General features: G+C 69.2%; 18 protein-coding genes and 1 tRNA gene. 15 read left to right on the plus strand and 4 right to left on the minus strand.

Translation table 11 applies throughout. From position 1 onward, the window contains the following. Window positions 1-97 precede the first annotated feature (97 nt). From AQ610_RS06565 to AQ610_RS06620, 12 genes are all read left to right on the plus strand, one after another. Window positions 98-889, plus strand: coding sequence for a 4'-phosphopantetheinyl transferase family protein (locus AQ610_RS06565; protein WP_043282403.1), 792 nt, complete (start codon window positions 98-100; stop codon window positions 887-889). Between the two features lie 320 nt (window positions 890-1,209). Next, window positions 1,210-2,733 (plus strand): histidine ammonia-lyase, encoded by a 1,524-nt coding sequence (gene hutH / locus AQ610_RS06570; protein ID WP_009913032.1) that lies wholly within the window; start codon window positions 1,210-1,212, stop codon window positions 2,731-2,733. A 4-nt stretch (window positions 2,734-2,737) separates the two neighbouring features. Then, complete coding sequence (gene hutC / locus AQ610_RS06575) at window positions 2,738-3,433, plus strand: histidine utilization transcriptional repressor HutC (protein ID WP_006025899.1); 696 nt, start codon at window positions 2,738-2,740, stop codon at window positions 3,431-3,433. Between the two features lie 42 nt (window positions 3,434-3,475). Continuing rightward, the gene (gene hutU, locus AQ610_RS06580; RefSeq protein WP_045554830.1) at window positions 3,476-5,164 is read left to right on the plus strand and encodes a urocanate hydratase; all 1,689 of its coding nucleotides are present in this window, start codon (window positions 3,476-3,478) and stop codon (window positions 5,162-5,164) included. Then, window positions 5,164-5,817 carry a HutD/Ves family protein gene (locus tag AQ610_RS06585; RefSeq protein ID WP_043282407.1) on the plus strand — a complete coding sequence of 218 codons (654 nt, stop codon included), beginning with the start codon at window positions 5,164-5,166 and terminating at the stop codon, window positions 5,815-5,817. Before hutU ends, AQ610_RS06585 begins: the two co-directional genes overlap by 1 nt. Next, a complete protein-coding gene (gene hutI / locus AQ610_RS06590) occupies window positions 5,814-7,037 on the plus strand; it encodes an imidazolonepropionase (RefSeq protein ID WP_006025902.1) in 1,224 nt (407 codons plus the stop codon). The genes AQ610_RS06585 and hutI overlap by 4 nt, the downstream gene beginning before the upstream one ends. A gap of 13 nt (window positions 7,038-7,050) precedes the next feature. Continuing rightward, window positions 7,051-8,433 (plus strand): formimidoylglutamate deiminase, encoded by a 1,383-nt coding sequence (locus tag AQ610_RS06595; protein WP_006025903.1) that lies wholly within the window; start codon window positions 7,051-7,053, stop codon window positions 8,431-8,433. Window positions 8,434-8,606: 173 nt separating this feature from the next. After that, entirely contained in the window at window positions 8,607-9,413 is an 807-nt protein-coding gene (hutG, locus tag AQ610_RS06600) for an N-formylglutamate deformylase (RefSeq protein WP_009913019.1), read from the plus strand. A gap of 431 nt (window positions 9,414-9,844) precedes the next feature. Next, window positions 9,845-10,048 carry a hypothetical protein gene (locus AQ610_RS38070; RefSeq protein WP_006025905.1) on the plus strand — a complete coding sequence of 68 codons (204 nt, stop codon included), beginning with the start codon at window positions 9,845-9,847 and terminating at the stop codon, window positions 10,046-10,048. A gap of 135 nt (window positions 10,049-10,183) precedes the next feature. Further along, entirely contained in the window at window positions 10,184-10,975 is a 792-nt protein-coding gene (locus AQ610_RS06610) for a gamma-glutamyl-gamma-aminobutyrate hydrolase family protein (protein WP_015601557.1), read from the plus strand. Between the two features lie 32 nt (window positions 10,976-11,007). Further along, window positions 11,008-12,342: a glutamine synthetase family protein gene (locus AQ610_RS06615; protein WP_006025907.1), complete on the plus strand. Its 1,335-nt coding sequence runs from the start codon at window positions 11,008-11,010 to the stop codon at window positions 12,340-12,342. A 34-nt stretch (window positions 12,343-12,376) separates the two neighbouring features. Beyond that, complete coding sequence (locus AQ610_RS06620) at window positions 12,377-13,804, plus strand: aspartate aminotransferase family protein (RefSeq protein WP_045554831.1); 1,428 nt, start codon at window positions 12,377-12,379, stop codon at window positions 13,802-13,804. Window positions 13,805-13,921: 117 nt separating this feature from the next. Here the strand turns inward: AQ610_RS06620 and AQ610_RS06625 are convergent, their stop codons facing one another. From AQ610_RS06625 to AQ610_RS06640, 4 genes are all read right to left on the minus strand, one after another. Next, on the minus strand, window positions 13,922-14,128 hold the full coding sequence (locus AQ610_RS06625) for a DMT family transporter (RefSeq protein ID WP_009913009.1): 207 nt from the start codon (window positions 14,126-14,128) through the stop codon (window positions 13,922-13,924). Further along, the gene (locus AQ610_RS06630; RefSeq protein WP_009913008.1) at window positions 14,125-14,601 is read right to left on the minus strand and encodes a hypothetical protein; all 477 of its coding nucleotides are present in this window, start codon (window positions 14,599-14,601) and stop codon (window positions 14,125-14,127) included. Before AQ610_RS06630 ends, AQ610_RS06625 begins: the two co-directional genes overlap by 4 nt. A gap of 220 nt (window positions 14,602-14,821) precedes the next feature. Next, window positions 14,822-14,896 (minus strand) — tRNA-Val (locus AQ610_RS06635). A 160-nt stretch (window positions 14,897-15,056) separates the two neighbouring features. After that, window positions 15,057-15,959 (minus strand): LysR family transcriptional regulator, encoded by a 903-nt coding sequence (locus AQ610_RS06640; protein ID WP_006025911.1) that lies wholly within the window; start codon window positions 15,957-15,959, stop codon window positions 15,057-15,059. A gap of 109 nt (window positions 15,960-16,068) precedes the next feature. On the opposite strand from AQ610_RS06640, the gene AQ610_RS06645 reads away from it, so the two are divergent. From AQ610_RS06645 to AQ610_RS06655, 3 genes are all read left to right on the plus strand, one after another. After that, window positions 16,069-17,850, plus strand: coding sequence for an acyl-CoA dehydrogenase family protein (locus AQ610_RS06645; RefSeq protein WP_009913007.1), 1,782 nt, complete (start codon window positions 16,069-16,071; stop codon window positions 17,848-17,850). Continuing rightward, window positions 17,847-19,313: a CaiB/BaiF CoA transferase family protein gene (locus AQ610_RS06650; protein WP_009913006.1), complete on the plus strand. Its 1,467-nt coding sequence runs from the start codon at window positions 17,847-17,849 to the stop codon at window positions 19,311-19,313. The genes AQ610_RS06645 and AQ610_RS06650 overlap by 4 nt, the downstream gene beginning before the upstream one ends. A 223-nt stretch (window positions 19,314-19,536) precedes the next feature. Further along, window positions 19,537-20,868, plus strand: a complete 1,332-nt coding sequence (locus tag AQ610_RS06655; RefSeq protein WP_009913005.1) for an MFS transporter — start codon at window positions 19,537-19,539, stop codon at window positions 20,866-20,868. Window positions 20,869-20,955: the final 87 nt, after the last annotated feature.

The following is a 20,955-nucleotide window of genomic DNA, read 5'->3' on the forward strand; positions in this document are numbered from 1 at the left end:
GGCGCGAGAGACGGCCGCGGCCGGCTGCGGCCGGCGCGCGCGAAGATCCGTTACCATCGAGCGCTTTCCACCGCCTGCACGACGTGCACCGCCGCCGATGCGCCAATCGACCGACGCCGCCTTGCCGTTCCCGACCGACGCCGCCTTTCGCGCCGTCGAACTGTCGCCGCCCGCGGCGGCGCAACGCGCCGGCGTGCGGCTCGTGCGGCTCGATTTCGATTTCGACGCCGCGCACCGCACATGCGCGCTTGCGTGGCTGAGCGACGCCGAGCGCGAGCGCGCTCACCGCTTCATGCGCGCGGAGGACACGCTGCGCAGCGCCGCGACGCGCGCCGTCGTGCGCGGCGTGATCGGCGCGGCGCTCGGCTTGCCGCCCGCCGAGTTGCGGATCGTCGCCGACGCGTCGGGCCGCCCGCGGCTCGCGCCCGAGCATGCGGCGCGCGCGCCGACGCTCGACTTCAACGTATCGCATTCGGGCGCGCACGCGCTGATCGCATGGAGCCGCGCCGCGCGTGTCGGCGTCGACATCGAGGCGCGGCGGGCGGGCGTCGACTGGAGGTCGCTCGGCCGCTCGGCGTTCGCGCCCGTGGACGCCGCGGCGATCGACGCGCTGCCCGCTGACGAACGCGAATCGGCGTGCTACCGCGTATGGGCGGCGAAGGAGGCGCTGCTGAAGGCGCTCGGCACGGGGATCGGCGGCGGCCTGACCGCGTTTTCGGTGCTCGCCGGCGGCGCGCCGCCGGGCGCGGGCCGCGCGCCCGTCGTCGGCGTCGTCGATCCGACGTCGGCCGCGAGCGGCGTGGCGGCGTTCGACGCCGCATGGCTCGACGCGCCCGCAGGCTATGCGGCCTGCTTGGCGTGGCGGCGCGCCGGGCAGGGGGCGTTCTAGCCGCGGTGCGCGGCGGCGCGAGATTGGCATCGGCGTTCGCCCCGTTGTGTCGTCCCGCCATGCCCCGCGCCATTCCGTGGCCGGCGGATTCCTCACGGCCTTGCATGGCGATTGCGATGCGTGCGGCCATCAAGGGGCGATCACCGGCGATCACCGGCGATCGCGAGCTATCGCGGATCATCGCGGCGTCGACTGCGCTCACGAGCGCGCCGGCCCTAGGGGAAACTCCTAGCCCCGGTTTTTGAAAAACAAGTTGTCTATACAACATCGAATCACTACACTCGTCTCATTCCGAAAACTTGTATAGACAGGACCCCTTCATGATCACGCTGACCCCAGGCCGCCTGACTCTCCCGCAACTGCGCCGGATCGCCCGCGAGAACGTGCAGATCGCGCTCGACCCCGCGAGCTTCGCCGCGATCGACCGGGGTGCGCAGGCCGTCGCCGACATCGCCGCGAAGGGCGAGCCGGCGTACGGCATCAACACGGGCTTCGGACGCCTCGCGAGCACGCACATCCCGCACGATCAGCTCGAGCTGCTGCAGAAGAACCTGGTGCTGTCGCATGCGGTGGGCGTCGGCGAGCCGATGGCGCGCCCCGCCGTGCGCCTCCTGATGGCGCTCAAGCTGTCGAGCCTCGGCCGCGGCCACTCGGGCATCCGCCGCGTCGTGATGGACGCGCTCGTCAAGCTGTTCAACGCCGACGTGCTGCCGCTCATCCCGGTCAAGGGCTCGGTCGGCGCATCGGGCGATCTCTCGCCGCTCGCGCACATGTCGGCGGTGCTGCTCGGCATCGGCGACGTGTTCATCCGCGGCGAGCGCGCGAGCGCGACGGACGGGCTGCGCGTCGCGGGCCTTGCGCCGCTCACGCTCGAAGCGAAGGAGGGCCTCGCGCTCCTGAACGGCACGCAGGCGTCGACCGCGCTCGCGCTCGACAACCTGTTCGCGATCGAAGACCTGTACCGCACGGCGCTCGTGTCGGGCGCGCTGTCGGTCGACGCGGCGGCGGGCTCGGTGAAGCCGTTCGATGCGCGCATCCACGAGCTGCGCGGCCATCGCGGCCAGATCGACGCGGCCGCCGCGTACCGGTCGCTCCTCGACGGCTCGGCGATCAACGTGTCGCACCGCGACTGCGGCAAGGTGCAGGACCCGTACAGCCTGCGCTGCCAGCCGCAGGTGATGGGCGCGTGCCTCGACCAGATCCGCCACGCGGCCGGCGTGCTGCTCGTCGAAGCGAACGCGGTGTCGGACAACCCGCTGATCTTCCCGGACACGGGCGAGGTGCTGTCGGGCGGCAACTTCCACGCGGAGCCCGTCGCGTTCGCGGCCGACAATCTCGCGATCGCGGTGGCCGAGATCGGCGCGCTCGCCGAGCGCCGCATCGCGCTCCTGATCGACGCGACGCTCTCCGGCCTGCCGCCTTTCCTCGTGAAGGACGGCGGCGTGAACTCGGGCTTCATGATCGCGCACGTGACGGCCGCCGCGCTCGCGTCGGAGAACAAGACGCTCGCGCATCCGGCGTCGGTCGATTCGCTGCCGACGTCGGCGAACCAGGAAGACCACGTGTCGATGGCGACGTTCGCCGCGCGCAAGCTCGCGGACATCGCGGAGAACGTCGCGAACATTCTCGCGATCGAGCTGCTCGCCGCCGCGCAGGGCGTCGACCTGCGCGCGCCGCACGAAACGAGCCCGGCGCTGCGGCACGCGATGAAGACGATCCGCGCGGACGTCGCGCACTACGATCTCGACCATTACTTCGCGCCCGACATCGCGGTGATCGCGCGGCGCGTGCGCGAGCGCGCGTTCGCGACGCTGAGCCCGCTGTCGTTCGAATCGGAACAATAAGACGATGAGCACACCCGCCTATCAGGAAATCAAGGACTTCATCCTCGCGCGCATTCACGCCGGCGAATGGGCGGAAGGCGATCAGGTGCCGTCCGAGAACGAGCTCGCGCGCGAGTTCAAGGTCGCGCGGATGACCGTCAACCGCGCGCTGCGCGAGCTGACGGCCGAGCAGGTGCTCACGCGCATCCAGGGGGCGGGCACGTTCGTCGCGCGGCCGAAATACGAATCGACGCTCGTCGCGATCCGCAGCATCTCCGACGAAGTCGCCGCGCGCGGCCACAAGCATCATGCGCGCGTGCTCGACCTCGTCACGATGAAGGCCGACGAGGCGCTCGCCGACGAAATGCAGGTGCCGCTCCACACGAGGCTCTTCCGCTCGGTGATGCTGCACTACGAGAACGACGAGCCCGTGCAGCTCGAGGAACGCTGGGTCAATCCGGCCGTCGCCGCGGATTACGCGGAGCAGGATTTCTCGGCGATCACGCCGAACCAGTACCTGACGCGTGTCGCGCCGCTGCAGCGCGTCGAGTACCGGATCGAGGCGGCGATGCCCGATCGCGCGATGCGCGAGGAGCTGGAGATGAGCGAAGCCGAACCGTGCCTCGTGCTGCATCGGCGCACGTGGTCGCAGGGCGTCGTCGCCTCGGTCGCGAACCTCTGGCATCCGGGCAGCCGCTATCGCTTCACCGGCCATTTCTGAACGCTTGACGAACCTTCACATCCTTTTCCGGGAGCAGTTGCGATGAACCACCCGAAACACATCGATCCGCGCCTCGATCCGACCCGCGTGATCCGAGCGCCGCGCGGCAGCGAGAAGACCTGCAAGAACTGGCTCGCCGAGGCCGCGTACCGGATGATCCAGAACAATCTCGATCCGGAGGTCGCCGAGCATCCGCACGCGCTCGTCGTCTACGGCGGCATCGGCCGCGCGGCGCGCAACTGGGACTGCTTCGACCAGATCCTCGCGTCGCTGAAAGACCTGAACGGCGACGAGACGCTGCTCGTGCAATCGGGCAAGCCGGTCGGGGTGTTCCGCACGCACGAGAACGCGCCGCGCGTGCTGATCGCGAACTCGAACCTCGTGCCGCACTGGGCGACGTGGGACCACTTCAACGAGCTCGACCGCAAGGGCCTGATGATGTACGGCCAGATGACGGCGGGTAGCTGGATCTACATCGGCAGCCAGGGGATCGTGCAGGGCACCTACGAGACGTTCTTCGCGGTCGCGAACCAGCACTTCAACGGCGATCCGGCGGGCCGCTGGATCCTGACGGGCGGGCTCGGCGGCATGGGCGGCGCGCAGCCGCTCGCGGCGACGATGGCGGGCTTCTCGATGATCGCGGTCGAGTGCGACGAATCGCGGATCGACTTCCGCCTGAAGACGCGCTACGTCGACAGGAAGGCGAAGACGCTCGATGAAGCGCTCGCGATGATCGACGAGGCGAAGCGCGCGGGCAAGCCGGTGTCGGTGGGCCTCCTCGGCAACGCGGCCGACGTGTTCGCGGAGATCGTCGCGCGCGGCATCACGCCGGACTGCGTGACCGACCAGACGAGCGCGCACGATCCGATCAACGGCTACCTGCCGCAGGGCTGGAGCGTCGAGCAGTGGCGCGAGGCGCAGAAGGTCGATCCGCAGAGCATCGTGCGCGCGGCGAAGCAGTCGATGGCGGCGCAGGTGCGCGCGATGCTGACGCTGCAGGCGCGCGGCGCGGCGACGCTCGACTACGGCAACAACATCCGCCAGATGGCGCTGGAAATGGGCGTCGAGAACGCGTTCGACTTCCCGGGCTTCGTGCCCGCGTACATCCGGCCGCTGTTTTGCGAAGGCAAGGGGCCGTTCCGCTGGGTCGCGCTGTCGGGCGATCCGGAGGACATCTACAAGACCGATGCGAAGGTCAAGGAACTGATCCCCGACGATGCGCACCTGCACAACTGGCTCGACATGGCGCGCGAGCGGATCGCGTTCCAGGGGCTGCCCGCGCGGATCTGCTGGGTCGGCGTGAAGGATCGCTATCGCCTCGGCCAGGCGTTCAACGAGATGGTGAGGAACGGCGAGCTGAAGGCGCCGGTCGTGATCGGCCGCGACCACCTCGACACCGGCTCGGTCGCGAGCCCGAACCGCGAGACGGAGGCGATGAAGGACGGCTCGGATGCCGTGAGCGACTGGCCGCTGCTGAACGCGCTGCTGAACACGGCGGGCGGTGCGTCGTGGGTGTCGCTGCATCACGGCGGCGGCGTCGGCATGGGCTTCTCGCAGCATGCGGGCGTCGTGATCGTCGCCGATGGCACCGATGCCGCGCACGAGCGCCTTGGCCGCGTGCTGTTCAACGATCCGGCCACGGGCGTGATGCGTCACGCGGACGCCGGCTACGAGCTCGCGCAGCGCACCGCGAAGGAAGCGGGCCTGAAGCTGCCGATGCTCGGACGCTGATGCGGGCCGCGCCGTCCCCGATGCGCGCGACGCTGATCCGCGCGGACGCGCTCGTTGCGTCGCCGTGGAAGAACGGCGGCGGGGTGACGCGCGAGATCGCCGCGCATCCGCCGCGCGAGGGCGCCGGCCACGGCGCGCTCGACGCGTTCGCGTGGCGCGTGAGCGTCGCGGACGTCGCGGAGCCGGGGCCGTTCTCGCGCTTTCCCGGCGTCGACCGCACGCTCGTGCTGCTCGCGGGCGCGGGGATGACGCTCGTCGGCGCGGACGGCGCGCGGCACGCGCTGCGCGCGCCGCTCGATCGCGCCGCGTTCGCGGGCGAGGCGGCGATCGCGGCCGAGCTGCACGACGGCCCGACGCGCGACTTCAATCTGATGATCCGGCGCGACGCCGCGCGCGGCGGCGTCGACGTATGGCGCGGCGGCGCGGCGCACGCGCTGCGCGCGGACACCGTGCTGCTGTTCTGCGCGAGCGGCGCGCCCGTCGTCGACCTCGGCGGCGGCGCGAGCGTCGCGCTGGGTGCGTTCGACACGCTGCGCATCGACGCGCCAGCGCCCGCGAACGGCGAGCTGCGGTGCGCGGTTCGCGGCGACGGCGCGCTCCTCGCGGTCGGCGTGACGCTTCTTCAAGACAATGCACAAGGCTCGAGCGGATGAAATCGACTCTCTGGCACAACCTGAAGCTGTGCGCGCACGGCGACCCGAACGACACGATCGCGGACGCGGCGATCGCGGTGAACGGCGACGGCACGATCGCGTGGACCGGGCGCGCGAGCGACGTGCCGGCCGGCTACGTGCACTGGTCGCGCGAGGACCTGCGCGGCGCATGGGTGACGCCCGGCCTCGTCGACTGCCATACGCACCTCGTCTACGGCGGCCAGCGCGCGGACGAGTTCGCGCAGCGCCTGGCGGGCGCGAGCTACGAAGAGATCGCGCAGCGCGGCGGCGGGATCGTGTCGACCGTGCGCGCGACGCGCGACGCGAGCGAGGCGACGCTCGTCGAGCAGGCGGCCGCGCGGCTGCGGCCGCTTCTCGCCGAGGGCGTGACCGCGATCGAGATCAAGTCCGGCTACGGGCTCGAGCTCGCGAGCGAGCGCCGGATGCTGCGCGTCGCGCGGCAGCTCGGCGAGCGCTTTCCGGTGAGCGTCTACACGACGTTCCTCGGCGCGCACGCGCTGCCGCCGGAATACGCGGGCCGCGCGGACGAATACGTCGACGAGGTCTGCGAGCGGATGCTGCCCGCGCTCGCCGACGAAGGGCTCGTCGACGCGGTCGACGTGTTCTGCGAACGGATCGGCTTCACGCTCGCGCAGAGCGAGCGCGTGTTCGAGGCGGCCGCGCGGCGCGGGCTGCCCGTCAAGATGCACGCGGAACAATTGTCAAATGGCGGCGGCGCCGCGCTCGCCGCGCGTTATCGCGCGCTGTCGGCCGATCATCTCGAATATCTGGACGAGGCGGGCGTCGCGGCGATGCGCGCATCGGGCACGACGGCCGTGCTGCTGCCGGGCGCGTACTACTTCATTCGCGAGACGAAGCTGCCGCCGATCGATCTGCTGCGCCGCCACGGCGTGCCGATCGCGCTCGCGACCGACCACAATCCGGGCACCTCGCCGCTCACGTCGCTGCTGCTGACGATGAACATGGGCTGCACGCTCTTCAAGCTGACGGCGCAGGAGGCGCTGCTCGGCGTCACGCGCCATGCGGCGGCGGCGCTCGGCGCAGGCGACCGGCACGGCTCGCTCGCGCCGGGGCGGCAGGCGGACTTCGCGGTGTGGGCGGTATCGACGCTCGCGGAGCTCGCGTACTGGTTCGGCCGGCCGCTGTGCGAGCGGGTCGTGAAGGGCGGCGTGACGGTGTTCGCGCGCGAAGTGCGCTGACCGGAAGACGAGCATGACGATGATCGAATCGATGTTGTTTGCCGAGCATGCGTATCTGCCCGGCGGCTGGCAGCGCGACGTGCTGCTGCGCTGGGATGCGACGGGCGCGCTCGTCGACGTGAGCGCGAACGCGGCGGCGCCCGCGCGCGTCGCGCGCGCGAGCGGGCCGCTCTTGCCCGGCATGCCGAACCTGCATTCGCACGCGTTCCAGCGCGCGATGGCGGGGCTCACCGAATATCGCGCGAATCCGTCCGACACGTTCTGGAGCTGGCGCGACCTGATGTACCGCTTCGCGCTGAAGATCACGCCCGACGCGCTCGCCGCGGTCGCGCGCTGGCTCTATGTCGAGATGCTGAAAAGCGGCTACACGTCGGTGTGCGAATTCCATTACGTGCATCACGCGCCGGACGGCACGCGCTATCCGCGGCTCGCGGAACTGGCGGCGCGCGTCGTCGGCGCGGCGCGCGACGCGGGCATCGGCATCACGATGCTGCCCGTCGCGTATCAGTACAGCGGCTTCGGCGAGCGTGCGCCGCGCGACGACCAGCGCCGCTTCATCAACACGCCGGACGCGCTGCTCGCGCTTCTCGGCGCGCTGCGCGGCGAACTGCCCGAGCACGGCGGGCTGCGCTACGGAATCGCGCCGCATTCGCTGCGCGCGGTGTCGGAGAGCGGGCTGCGCGAACTGGTCGGCGCGCTGCCGGCCGACGCGCCGGTGCACATCCACATCGCCGAGCAGACCGCGGAAGTCGACGATTGCGTGCGCGCGCACGGCGCGCGGCCGGTGCAGTGGCTCATCGACCGCTTCGACGTGAACGCGCGCTGGTGTCTCGTCCATGCGACGCATCTCGACGCCGCCGAGACGCACGCGCTCGCGCGCAGCGGCGCGATCGCGGGCCTGTGTCCGACGACCGAGGCGAACCTCGGCGACGGCATTTTTCCGGCGGTCGACTATCTCGCGGCGGGCGGCGCGATCGGCATCGGCTCGGACAGCCACGCGAGCGTCGACTGGCGCGCCGAGCTGCGGCTCTTCGAATACGGGCAGCGGCTCGCGCGGCGCGAGCGCAACGTGCTTGCCGATGCGGCGCAGCCGCGCGTGGCGGACCGCCTGTTCGCCGCGTCGCTCGCGGGCGGCGCGCGCGCGGCCGGGCGCCCCGTCGGCGCGCTCGAGGCAGGCCGGCGCGCCGACTGGATCGTGCTCGATCCCGCGCATCCGTCGATCGCCGAGCACGGCAGCGACACGTGGCTGTCGGGCGCGGTGTTCGCCGAGCATGGCGACACGCCGGTGCTCGACGTGTACGTCGGCGGCGAGCAGGTGGTGAGCGCGCGCCGGCATCGTGACGAAGAGGCGGCGTATGCCGGATACCGCGCGGCGCTTGCGCAGCTATTGAGCTAAAGCGCGGCCGCGTTGCGCGAACGCAGGGCGCTACGAAGGGGCGGCAACGCGGACGCTTCGCAACGCGGTTAGGATAGGTTCGGCATCCGGCGCGGCGGCCCGCCGCCGCGTGCGCCGCAAGAATGGCCGGCGAGCCGTGCGGCTCGCCGCATCATCAACGAGGTCGAACGATCATGAACACCGCATCGCATCCGCCGGTATTCACGCTGCATCGCGGCACGCTGCCGCTGCTCGTGTCGATACCGCACGCGGGCACTCACATTCCCGATGACATCGCCGCGACGATGACGCCCGTCGCGCGCCACGTCGACGATTGCGACTGGCATCTCGAGCGTCTGTACGATTTCGCGAAGAGGCTCGGCGCGTCGGTGCTCGTGCCGTCGCACGCGCGCTATGTCGTCGACCTGAACCGTCCGCCCGATGATGCGAATCTCTACCCGGGCCAGGACACGACGGGCCTCGTGCCTGTCGATACGTTCGACAAGGCGCCGCTGTACGCGCACGGCAGCGAGCCGACCGTCACCGAGATCGCGCGCCGCCGCGCGCGCTACTGGGCGCCGTATCACGATGCGCTCGCGGGCGAGCTGCAGCGGCTGAAGGACGCGCACGGCCGCGTGCTGCTGTGGGAAGCGCACTCGATCCGCTCGCACGTGCCGCGCTTTTTCGACGGCCGGCTGCCGGACTTCAACTTCGGCACGTCGAACGGCGCGAGCGCCGCGCCCGGTCTCGCCGACAAGCTGGCCGCGCTCGTCGACAGGCACGGCGGCTACACGTCGATCGCGAACGGGCGCTTCAAGGGCGGCTACATCACGCGCCACTACGGCGCGCCGGAGCAGGGCGTGCAGGCGGTGCAGCTCGAACTCGTGCAGGCGACCTACATGGACGAAGCGCGGCCTTATTCGTATGACGAAGCAAAGGCGCAACGGATCGCGACGCTGCTCGAGGCGCTCGTGAGGACCGCGCTTTCGCGACCGATTTGAAACGAACGCAACGGACGCATGTTTCGTTCGCGATTCGCATGTGCGTTGCGGGAAGCGAGCGTATCAACCGATCATTGTTCGGATTCCGATCGAGCCTCGCGCCGATGCCGCGCAATACGCGCATGTGCCGGCACCGATCGTCGAATATTTTAAGCAACGCTTGAGCCGAGGGTTCAGGGAAAACCCTGGCTTCGTAATGTTGAAACCGAATTGACGGCGTTTCCAGTTACGATAAGCTGATTGTCAGCTAGCCGTCACATCGATCGCGGCGGCGTCCGTCGACGTTGCCGCCACTCGCGAACGGGCTGCTGCGACGTTCGCGACGATCGACCGGCTGGCCGAGCGGCGGCGCATGCGAAGTCGCATCGCCGCTTGCCGCGTTCAATACTTTAAACAGTCAGTCGAGTGTGATCGTGAGAGTCCAAGGCCCCTTGGTCGGACGGGATCGAAGTCGGCGCGCGAGTCTTGCGCACGCCGTCGATGCCGCCGCCGACGGCTGCGGCAAGCATCTCGCCAGCCGAAGCCTGTCCATCTTCCCCTCCGTGTCCCGGCGCTCCGTGCGCCGCCACAACGTGATCGCCGCGCGCGCCTACATGGCGGTGCACGACGACGGCATCGCGTCGCTGTTGCCCTAGCGCCTCTTTTCGTCGCTCGCCGGGTCGTCCGCTGGTTCGTCGTTACCGCGCGCCGTTGCATGGTGCGAAGTCCCGCCGACGCCTCGTCGCGCGCCGTGCATGCGTTCGTCGCGCGTGTCGAATGGAGGAATCGTGATGAATGAACACCTCGACGCCGGGCAGCGGCCTGTCGTCGGCGTCTGCGCGGATCGCAAGACGATCGGCCTGCATGTCGCGCACGTCGCGGGCGAGAAGTACCTGAATGCCGTCGTCGACGGCGCACATGCGCTCGCGATCGTGCTGCCCGCGCTCGGCGAGCGGCAGCGCGCGGACGAGTTGCTTGCGCTCGTCGACGGCCTGCTGCTGACGGGCAGCTATTCGAACGTGGAGCCCGCGCGCTACGGTGGCCCGGCGAGCGCGCCCGGCACGCTGCACGACGCGGCGCGCGACGCGACGACGCTGCCGCTCGTGCGCGCCGCGATCGACGCCGGCGTGCCCGTGCTCGCGATCTGCCGCGGGATGCAGGAGCTGAACGTCGCGTACGGCGGCACGCTGCATCAGGCGGTGCACGCGTCGGGCGGCCACGCCGATCATCGCGAGGACCTGCTGGCGTCGGTCGACACGCAGTACGGCCCCGCGCATCCGGTCCGGCTCGTGCCGGGCGGCCTGCTGCATCGGCTCGCGGGGGCCGGGACCGTCGACGTCAATTCGCTGCATGCACAAGGCATCGAGCGGCTCGGCGACGGGCTGACCGTCGAGGCGCGCGCGCCCGACGGGCTCGTCGAGGCGATCGGCGTGCGCGACGCGCGCGCGTTCGCGCTCGGCGTGCAATGGCATCCCGAATGGCGATTCGACGGCAATCCGCTGTCGCGAGAAATCTTTGCGGCGTTCGGCGCGGCGTGCCGCGCCCGAAGACGCAGGACGGCCGCACGCGCGCTGCGCGCGTGACGGCCGTCGAAGCTTATCGAAGAGAGGCTCACATGCAAGACATCGATGATTTTCTGAGGCAGCACCGGATCACCGAAGTGGAAGCGATCATCCCCGACATGGCGGGCATCGCGCGCGGCAAGATCATTCCGCGCAACAAGTTCGAAACCGGCGAATCGATGCGCCTGCCGCAGGCGGTGATGGTGCAGACCGTCACCGGCGACTACCCGGAGGACGGCACGCTCACGGGCGTGACCGATCCCGACATGGTGTGCGTCGCCGACGCGTCGACGATTTGCCTGATTCCGTGGGCGGTCGATCCGACCGCGCAGGTGATTCACGATTGCGTGCATTTCGACGGCTCGCCCGTCGAGATCTCGCCGCGCTACGTGCTGCGCCGCGTGCTCGACCTGTATCGCGCAAAGGGATGGAAGCCCGTCGTCGCGCCGGAGCTCGAGTTCTATCTCGTCGACATGAACAAGGACCCGGACCTGCCGCTGCGGCCGCCCGTCGGGCGCACGGGGCGCGCGGAGACGGGGCGGCAGTCGTACTCGATCGAAGCCGTCAACGAGTTCGATCCGCTCTTCGAGGACATCTATGAATACTGCGAACTGCAGGGCCTCGACATCGACACGCTGATTCACGAAGTCGGCGCCGCGCAGATGGAGATCAACTTCCTGCACGGCGACGCGCTGTCGCTCGCCGACCAGGTGTTCCTGTTCAAGCGCACGGTGCGCGAAGCGGCGCTGCGCCACAACATGTACGCGACGTTCATGGCGAAGCCGATGGAAAACGAGCCGGGCTCGGCGATGCACATTCATCAGAGCGTCGTCGACATCGAGACGGGCCGCAATCTCTTCATCGGCGCGAGCGGCGACGCGACGCCGATGTTCCGCAGCTATCTTGCCGGCCTGCAGAAGTACACGCCCGCGCTGATGCCGATCTTCGCGCCGTACATCAACTCGTATCGGCGGCTCTCGCGCTTCATGGCCGCGCCGATCAACGTGCAGTGGGGCTACGACAACCGCACGGTCGGCTTCCGGATTCCGCATTCGGCGCCCGCCGCGCGGCGGATCGAGAACCGGATTCCGGGCGTCGACTGCAACCCGTATCTCGCGATCGCGGGCACGCTCGCGGCGGGCTACCTCGGCATCACGCAGGCGCTCGAGCCGACCGAGCCGATCGCGAGCGACGGCTACAGCCTGCCGTATCAGTTGCCGCGCAATCTCGAGGAGGGGCTCACGCTGATGAGCGCGTGCGCGCCGCTCGCCGAGATGCTAGGCGAGAAGTTCGTGATGGCCTACCTCGCGTTGAAGGAAACGGAGTACGAAGCATTTTTCCGCGTGATCAGCTCGTGGGAGCGCAAGCACCTGCTGCTGCACGTTTGAGCGTGCGTGCGCACGCCGCATTAAGGAGATCAAAGTGACGTATCGAACCGAAGACATCGCCTCTGTAGAACCGCTGCACGCGAGCGCGTCGCGACAGCGCCGCACGAGCGCCGAATACCGCGCGCTCGACGCCGCGCACCACATTCACCCGTTCTCGGACATGGGCTCGCTCAATCGCGCGGGCAGCCGCGTGATCGTGAGGGCCGAAGGCGTCTATCTGTGGGATTCCGACGGCAACAGGATCATCGACGGCATGGCCGGCCTCTGGTGCGTGAACGTCGGCTACGGCCGCGACGAGCTGATCGAGGCCGGCAGCCGCCAGTTGCGCGAGCTGCCGTTCTACAACACGTTCTTCAAGACCACGCATCCGCCCGTCATCGAGCTGTCCGCGCTGCTCGCGGAAATCGCGCCGCCGGCGTTCAACCGCTTCTTCTATTGCAACAGCGGCTCCGAGGGCAACGACACGGTGCTGCGCATCGCGCATCAGTACTGGCGCACGCAGAACCGCCCGCAGAAGAAGTTCGTGATCTCGCGCAGCAACGGCTATCACGGCTCGACGATCGCGGGCGCGACGCTCGGCGGCATGAGCTACATGCACGAGCAGATGCCGTCGAAGGTCGAGCACGTCGTCCACATCGATCAGCCTTATTACTTCGGCGAAGCGGGCGAGGGACAGACGCCCGAGGCGTTCGGGCTCGAACGTGCGCGGCAGCTCGAAGCGAAGATCCTCGAGCTCGGCGCGGAGAACGTCGCGGCGTTCATCGGCGAGCCGTTCCAGGGCGCGGGCGGCGTGATCTTCCCGCCGTCGACGTACTGGCCCGAGATCGAGCGGATCTGCCGCCAGTACGACGTGCTGCTCGTCGCGGACGAAGTGATCGGCGGCTTCGGGCGCACCGGCGAATGGTTCGCGCATCGGCACTTCGGCTTCGAGCCGGATCTGATGACGCTCGCCAAGGGCCTGACGAGCGGCTACGTGCCGATGGGGGCCGTCGCGCTGTCGGACCGGATCGCCGACGCGCTGATCGCGCACGGCGAGTTCAACCACGGGATGACGTACTCGGGGCATCCGGTTGCGGCGGCGGTGGCCGTTGCGAATCTGAAGGTGCTGCGCGACGAACGGATCGTCGAGCGCGTGAAGACCGATACCGGCCCCTACTTCCAGCAGTTGCTGCGCGAGACGTTCGCGAACCATCCGATCGTCGGCGAGATCGCGGGCGCGGGGCTCGTCGCGGGCATCCAGCTCGCGCGCGAGCCGGGCGCGCGCAAGCGCTTCGAGAACGGCGGCGAAGTCGGCACGATCTGCCGCGACTACTGCTTCAACGGCAACCTGATCATGCGCGCGACGGGCGACCGGATGCTGCTGTCGCCGCCGCTCGTGGTCTCGAAGCCCGAAATCGACGAGATCGTCGAGAAGGCGAAGCGCGCGATCGACGCGACGGCGAAGCAGTTGGGCTTCGCGTGATGCAGGGTGGGTGGCGTCGGGTGCGCGCGCGTCGATCACGGTGACGGAGCGATACGCATATGGGGCACGCGGCGGTACAACTGCTCTTGCCGGTTGAGTAAGGCGGCTTGGTCGGTGCTACTTGTCTCGATACCGTTTCAGCTCTTTTCGAAGTCGGTGATTGTCCAAAAGCAGGGCGACGAAAACGACGGTCGCCAGGATAAGGGTGCTCCACTTGCCGGCGCCGATTGAAAACAGCCATGCGAGGCCCGCGCATAGAACTGCGACGCCGAGTAGCGCAGCGCGATCAATCCACCACTCACGGGAACGGGTCTTCATGGTCATTTCGCGAATTCGGGTTGCTTGGTCGACAGGCCGCGGCGCGCATACATAAGGCGGTTCGTCGCGTTGTCATCGAAGATTTCCGGGTGAGTCTGCAGGTGAAACAGCAGGGTGCTCGGAACGCGGATTGCCGCCTCGAACTGGAATCGTTGGACGGCTCGCGAGATGTCAGTCGAGCTGCCGCATTGCGCATATTTGCCGGTGGCGACCATGAGGCTGCCGACGGCCGCGCCGACATACCACGATGCATAGATTCCGCTGGCCGCTAGCAGCTTCTCCGGCAAAGTGGTTGCGCCGATCAGTTCCGCAAGCGTTGCATTTCGGCCGAGCCGGTCAACTGCTGCGACGAGTGCGCCGACGCGTGTAAGCAGGGTGGTTTGGGTGCCGTACCAGCTCGACGGCACATCAAGGCCGAGCGCCTCCATGTTTTGCTTGAAAGCTTGGTAGAACGCTGTTCCCGTGCAGGCTATAGACATTTGATTTCCCTCGGATTTTTGTATTTGGAAGCCCGGGCAGGATGCCATAGCGCGCGATGGGCTGGCAACTGGTGGGGTCGGTGGGGCGTTGGGTGCGAAAAAAAAGCCCCGCAAGTGCGGGGCTCTTTTGCTTATCAACTGAATGCTGGTTCGGGGTGTCCGTTGAGGATCTGCCTGAACCAGGCTTTGAAACGCTGCCAGCGGCTACGCTTGGTGTCTTTGGTGGGCGGTACTGGGATCGAACCAGTGACCCCTGCCGTGTGAAGGCAGTGCTCTACCGCTGAGCTAACCGCCCAAAGAGCCTTGAATTATGTCAGAGCTTTTCCACTTCGTAAAGCACTTTTTCGACATAACTCATCTGGCGGGTGCCGGTCGCGCATCGCGCGACCAGGGCCGTGATTCTACCGGCAATCGCGCACTTTTATCCAGAACTTTTTCAGCGCCGCCGCGCGCCGTCACTTCGCCATGCCGCGAAGCCGCCGGATCTCGTCGTCCAGATATTCGCCGAAGCGCTCCGCAACGGGCTCCCGCTCGTTCGCCCGGCGCAGCCGCAACGTGTGCGATTCGAGCGCATCGCCGGCGAGCGGCAGGTAGCGCAGCCGTTCGCTGCGCACCTGGCGCAGCACGCTCGGCACGAGCGCCACCCCCATCTCGAACTCGACCATCGTCAGCACCGTCTGCCACAGGCGCGCTTCGTGCCGGATCTGCGGGCTGAAGCCCGCGCTCACGCACTGCGCGATGATGAGGTCGTGATAGTGAGGCGCCGCGTCGCGCGGGAACAGGATGAACGGCTCGTGCGCAAGCGTCGCGAGATCGACGCGCTTTCGTCGCGCAAGCCGGTGCGCGGCGGGCAGGCAGCAGAGGAACGGCTCGGAGAAAATCGCGTCGGCCGCGATCTCGGGCGGGAACGTGCCCCAGTGCGCGTAGCCGACGTCGATCTGCGCGCGCAGGATCGCCTGCACCTGCTCGTGCGTGTTCATCTCCTTCAGCACGACTTCGACATTCGGATAGTCCGCCTCGAAGCGCCGCACCGCGGACGGCAGCCCGCGATACAGCATCGAATTGACGAAGCCGATCTTGAGTCTCCCCGCGAGCCCCGACGCCGACCGAATCGTCAGACGTTGCGCCTCCTGCGCCTGCAGCAGCAGCCGGCGCGCCTCGCCGAGCAGCACTTCGCCCGCATTCGTCAGCGTGACCGACTTGCTCGTGCGCGCGAACAACTGCACGCCGAGCTCGTCCTCGAACTTGCGGATGTCGAAGCTCAGGGCCGGCTGCGAGATGAACAGCCGTTTCGCCGCGCGGCCGAAATGCAGTTCCTCCGCGACGGCGACGAAGTAGCGCAATTGCTTCAGGTCCATCCCGTTTCCGTTCGAGGCGATCGATAAATGCTGCTTATCGTACTGGATAAATCCTGTATTGGACGATTATCGATCGCGGTCCTACGCTCGTCGAACCAGGAGACAAGCGATGAACATGATGAAAGAAATCGTCGAAGTGAACGCGCCCGCGGCGGGCGCGGCGAACATTCCCGACTCGCGGGGCATCAACTTCTTCACGAACGACCCCGATTGCGCGGCGCTGGTGCGGCTCCATCTCGGCGAAGCGCGCTTTCGCGACCTCGAGCCGGAACTGCGCACGCTCGGGCTGCGCGCGTCGGACGAGCTCGATCGCCTCGCGTCGCGCGCCGATCGGAATCCGCCCGTGCTTCAGCCGCGCACGCGTCGCGGCGAGGCGCTCGAGACGATCGACAAGCATCCGGACTATGTCGCGCTCGAGCGCGTCGCGTATTCGGAGCTCGGGCTCGCCGCGATGAGCCATCGCGACGATGCGCCGCCGCCGCTCGTCAAGTATGCGTTGACGTTCCTGTTCGTGCAGGCCGAATTCGGCCTCTGCTGTCCCGTCAGCATGACCGACTCGCTGACGCGCACGCTGCGCCGCTTCGGTTCGCGCGAGCTCGTCGGGCGTTTCCTGCCGCGGCTCGCGTCGCGCGATTTCGACGTGCTGTACCAGGGCGCGATGTTCATGACCGAGCAGGCGGCGGGTTCCGACGTCGGCCGGATCGCAACGCGCGCGGTGCGCGATACGTCCGCCGACGGCTCGGCGATCTGGCGTCTGTTCGGCGACAAATGGTTCTGCTCGAACGCGGACGCCGATCTCGCAATGGTGCTCGCGCGCCCCGAGGGCGCGCCTGACGGCGTCAAGGGGCTCGCGTTGTTCCTGTTGCCGAAGACGCTTGCCGACGGTTCGCGCAATCGCTATCGGATCGTGCGTCTGAAGGACAAGCTCGGCAGCCGCTCGATGGCGAGCGGCGAGATCGCGCTCGAAGGGGCGCAGGCGTATCTGATCGGCGAGATCGGCCGCGGCTTCCATCAGATGGCCGACATGATCAACATGTCGCGTCTGTCGAACGGCGTGCGCGCGGCGGGGCTGATGCGTCGCGCGACGACGGAGGCGCTGCACGTCGCGCGCCATCGCGAAGCGTTCGGCCGCAAGCTGATCGACATGCCGCTGATGCAGCGGCAACTCGTCAAGATGCTCGTGCCGACCGAGCAGGCACGCTCGCTCTTCATGCAGATCGCGCTGCTGCTCGCGAAAGCCGACGAGGGCGACGCGCAGGCGGCCGGCTGCGTGCGGATACTGACGCCGCTCATCAAGTTCCGCGCGTGCCGCGACGCGCGCCGCGTCGCCGGCGACGCGATGGAGGTGCGCGGCGGCACCGGCTACATCGAGGAATGGAGCGACGCGCGCGTGCTGCGCGACGCGCATCTCGGCTCGATCTGGGAGGGCACGAGCAACATCGTCGCGCTCGACGTCGCGCGGGCGGTCAAGCGCGAAGGCGCGCTCTCGCCGCTGCGCGCGTTCCTGCTCGACACGCTCGACGCGGCGCGGCTGCCCGGCGCGAGCGCGGCGCGTCTGCACCGCGCGCTCGATCGCGCGAGCGACGCGATCGCGCACGTCGCGCAGACGGGCGACGATGCGTTCGTGCGGCAGGCGGCGTCCGCGCTCTATCACGCGACGACCGCGATCCTGCTCGCGAGCGAAGGGATGCGCCTCGCGCCCGACCATCGGCGGCTCGCGCTCGCGCATCTCGTGCTGCGCCACAAGCTGTCGCCCGTCGATCCGCTCGCGCTGCCAGGTGCCGATGCCGATGCGGACGCCGGCGCGCTGGCAGCGTTGCTGCGCGATCGGCCCGTCGCGCTCGACGATGCGCTGCGGCTGCTCGGCGAGCCGTCAGGAGAGGCGGCATGAGCGGCGATGTCTCGAAGCGATTTCCGTCTTCAAGCGGATGGGAGATCGGGTGTGCCGCCGCGCGTGCGCCCGATTCGGCATGCGCGTCCGGTGTTGCCGGCGAGGCAGGGAGCGCCACGGATTCGTCGCAGCCGGCGAGCGCACTTTGTGCATCGTCCGCGCGGCGCGAATCGTCGGAGACGACAATCGCCGATGCTGCGCACACCGCAAGCACCGCGAACACCGCGCGCCGCCCGAACCCGGCCGTCCGGGGCAACGCGATAACGACCGAGCCCGCCCGTCATGGCGCGCTCGCGGGGCTCAAGGTGATCGACCTGAGCCGCGTCCTCGGCGGCCCGTACTGCACGCAGGCGCTCGCGGACCACGGCGCGCGCGTGATCAAGATCGAGCCGCCCGCGGGCGACGAAACGCGCGGCTGGGGCCCGCCGTTCTTCGACGACGACGCGTGGTACTTCACCGGCGTGAACCGCAACAAGGAAGGGATCGCGCTCGACCTGTCGCGCGACGAAGGCCGCGCGATCCTCTGGCGGCTGCTCGAGGACGCGGACGTGCTCGTCGAGAACTTCAAGCCCGGCACGCTCGCGCGCTGGGGGATGGACTACGGGCGGGATTTGCGGCCGCGCTTTCCGCGCCTCGTCCATTGCGCGATCACGGGCTTCGGCGCCGACGGCCCGCTCGGCGGGCTGCCCGGTTACGACGCGGTGATCCAGGCGATGGCGGGCCTCATGAGCGTGAACGGCGACGCCGACGGCGACGCGACCCGCATCGGCCTGCCGATCGTCGACATGGTGACGGGCCTGAACGCGCTCGCCGGCATCCTGCTCGCGCTCGCCGGGCGCGAGACGAGCGGCGTCGGCCAGTCGGTCGACATCGCGCTGTACGACTGCGGCGTGTCGCTCCTGCATCCGCATCTGCCGAACTGGTTCGGCTCGGGGCGCACGCCCGCGCGCAGCGGCAACGCGCATCCGAACATCGCGCCGTACGACAGCTACCGCACCGCGAGCGCGCCGATCTTCCTCGCGGTCGGCAACGACCGGCAATTCGCGCGTCTCTGCGCGCACCTCGGCGTGCCCGCGCTCGCGAGCGATCCGCGTTTCGTCGACAACCGCAGCCGCTGCGCGCATCGCGCGGAGCTGAAGGCGAGCCTCGAAGCGCGGCTCGCCGATCGCGACTGCGAAACGCTCGCGCGCGAGCTGATGGCCGAGGGCGTGCCGTGCGGGCCGGTGCGCACGGTCGATGCCGTCGTGCGCGATCCGCACACGCTGCATCGCGGGCTCGTCGTCGAGATGGGGCGCTACCGCGGCGCCGCGTCGCCGATCAGGCTGTCGCGCACGCCCGCGACGTACCGCAGCGCGCCGCCGACGCTCGGCCGCGACACGCGCGCGGTGCTCGACGCGCTCGGCATCGACGCGGCGACGCAGGCGCGGCTCGCCGACGCGGGCGTGCTGAAGGAGGCGAAATAAATGGCGACGTGAGCGAATGCATGCGGCCGCCGGCGCGAAGCGGCGGCTTCTGCTTGATGGTCGCCGTCGGGGGCGCGCGCGGCCGGACGTCCGGAGACGATCGATCCGTCTTCGGCCGAACGGTTCGCGCGGCCCGCTCGGCGCGACCGAATCCGGAGCGATCCGGCCCGACCGGTGAAGGCGCGCGCGAGTCGCGCCGCCGGCAAGAGACATGGAGACAACGATGACATCCCAGCACGATGGCCGCGTCGAGCGCGCGCCGGTCGGCCAGCCCGCGCGCGCCGCGCTCGCGGCGTTCGTCGGCACGACGATCGAGTGGTACGACTTCTACCTTTACGCGACCGCGTCCGCGCTCATCTTCGGCAAGCTGTTCTTTCCGCCGGGCGAGCCGTTCTTCGGCACGCTCGCGTCGTTCGGCACGTTCGCGGTCGGCTTTTTCGCGCGGCCGTTCGGCGGCCTCGTGTTCGGCCATCTCGGCGACCGGATCGGCCGCAAGAAGGCGCTCGTCGCGACGCTCGTCATCATGGCGGCCGGCACGGTCGGCATCGGCCTGCTGCCCGCTTACGCGCAGGCGGGCGTCGCCGCGCCCGTCGCGCTCGTCGCGCTGCGCATCGCGCAAGGCATCGCGATCGGCGGCGAGTGGGGCGGCGCGGTACTGATGGCGAGCGAGCACGCGAGCGCGGACAAGCGCACGTTCGTCGCGTCGTTCGCGCAGCTCGGCAGCCCGGCCGGATTGATTCTCGCGCTGCTCGCGTTTCGGCTCGTCGCCGGCATGGAGCACGGCGCGTTCCTCGCGTGGGGCTGGCGGCTGCCGTTTCTCGCGAGCGCGGTGCTGCTTGTCGTCGGGCTCGCGATCCGCGCGGGCGTCGACGAATCGCCGGAGTTCGCGCGCGTGAAGGCCGAGCGGCGCACGGCGGCGCGGCCCGTGGCCGACGTGGTGCGCGACGCGTGGCGCACGCTGCTGCTCTGCCTCGGCGCGAACGTGATCGGCGTCGCGGGCGCGTGGTTCGTCAACACGTTCATGCTGAACTACACGACGCAGACGCTCGGGCTCGATCGCGCGCTGATCCTCGATTGCCTGTTCGTCGTCGCGTTCATCCAGCTCGGCACGCAGCTCGCGTCCGGCTGGTTCGCGCAGCGCGTCGGCACCGGGCGTTTCCTGATGACGGCCGCCGCGCTCGCGATTGCGTCGCCGTATCCGATGTTCGCGCTCGTGTCGACGGGGCGCCCCGTCGCGATCGTCGCCGGCATCGCGATCGCGGTGATGTGCATGTCGAGCTCGTACGCGGTGATGGCGGGCTTCATGTCGACCGCGTTCGACGTGCGCGTCCGCTATTCGGCGATCTCGCTGTCGTACCAGCTCTGCGCGGCGCTCGCGGGCGGGCTCACGCCGCTCGCCGGCGCGCTGCTCGCGCACCGTTTCGCTGGCCAGTGGTGGCCGCTCGCCGTGTTCTACAGCGCGCTCGCGGCGGTGTCGCTCGTGTGCATCGCGACGCTCGAGCGCGGCAAGCGCGTCGATGTCGGCGCGAGGGGCGGGGTGCTCGCGAAGCCTTGACGGCGCGCTCGCGCGCTCGCGTGCGCAAAAAAAGCCTCGGGCAGCAATCGCTGCCCGAGGCTTTCGTCCGATATGCGAAACGCGGCG

It is taken from the genome of Burkholderia humptydooensis, assembly GCF_001513745.1.
GTDB classification, from domain to species: domain Bacteria; phylum Pseudomonadota; class Gammaproteobacteria; order Burkholderiales; family Burkholderiaceae; genus Burkholderia; species Burkholderia humptydooensis.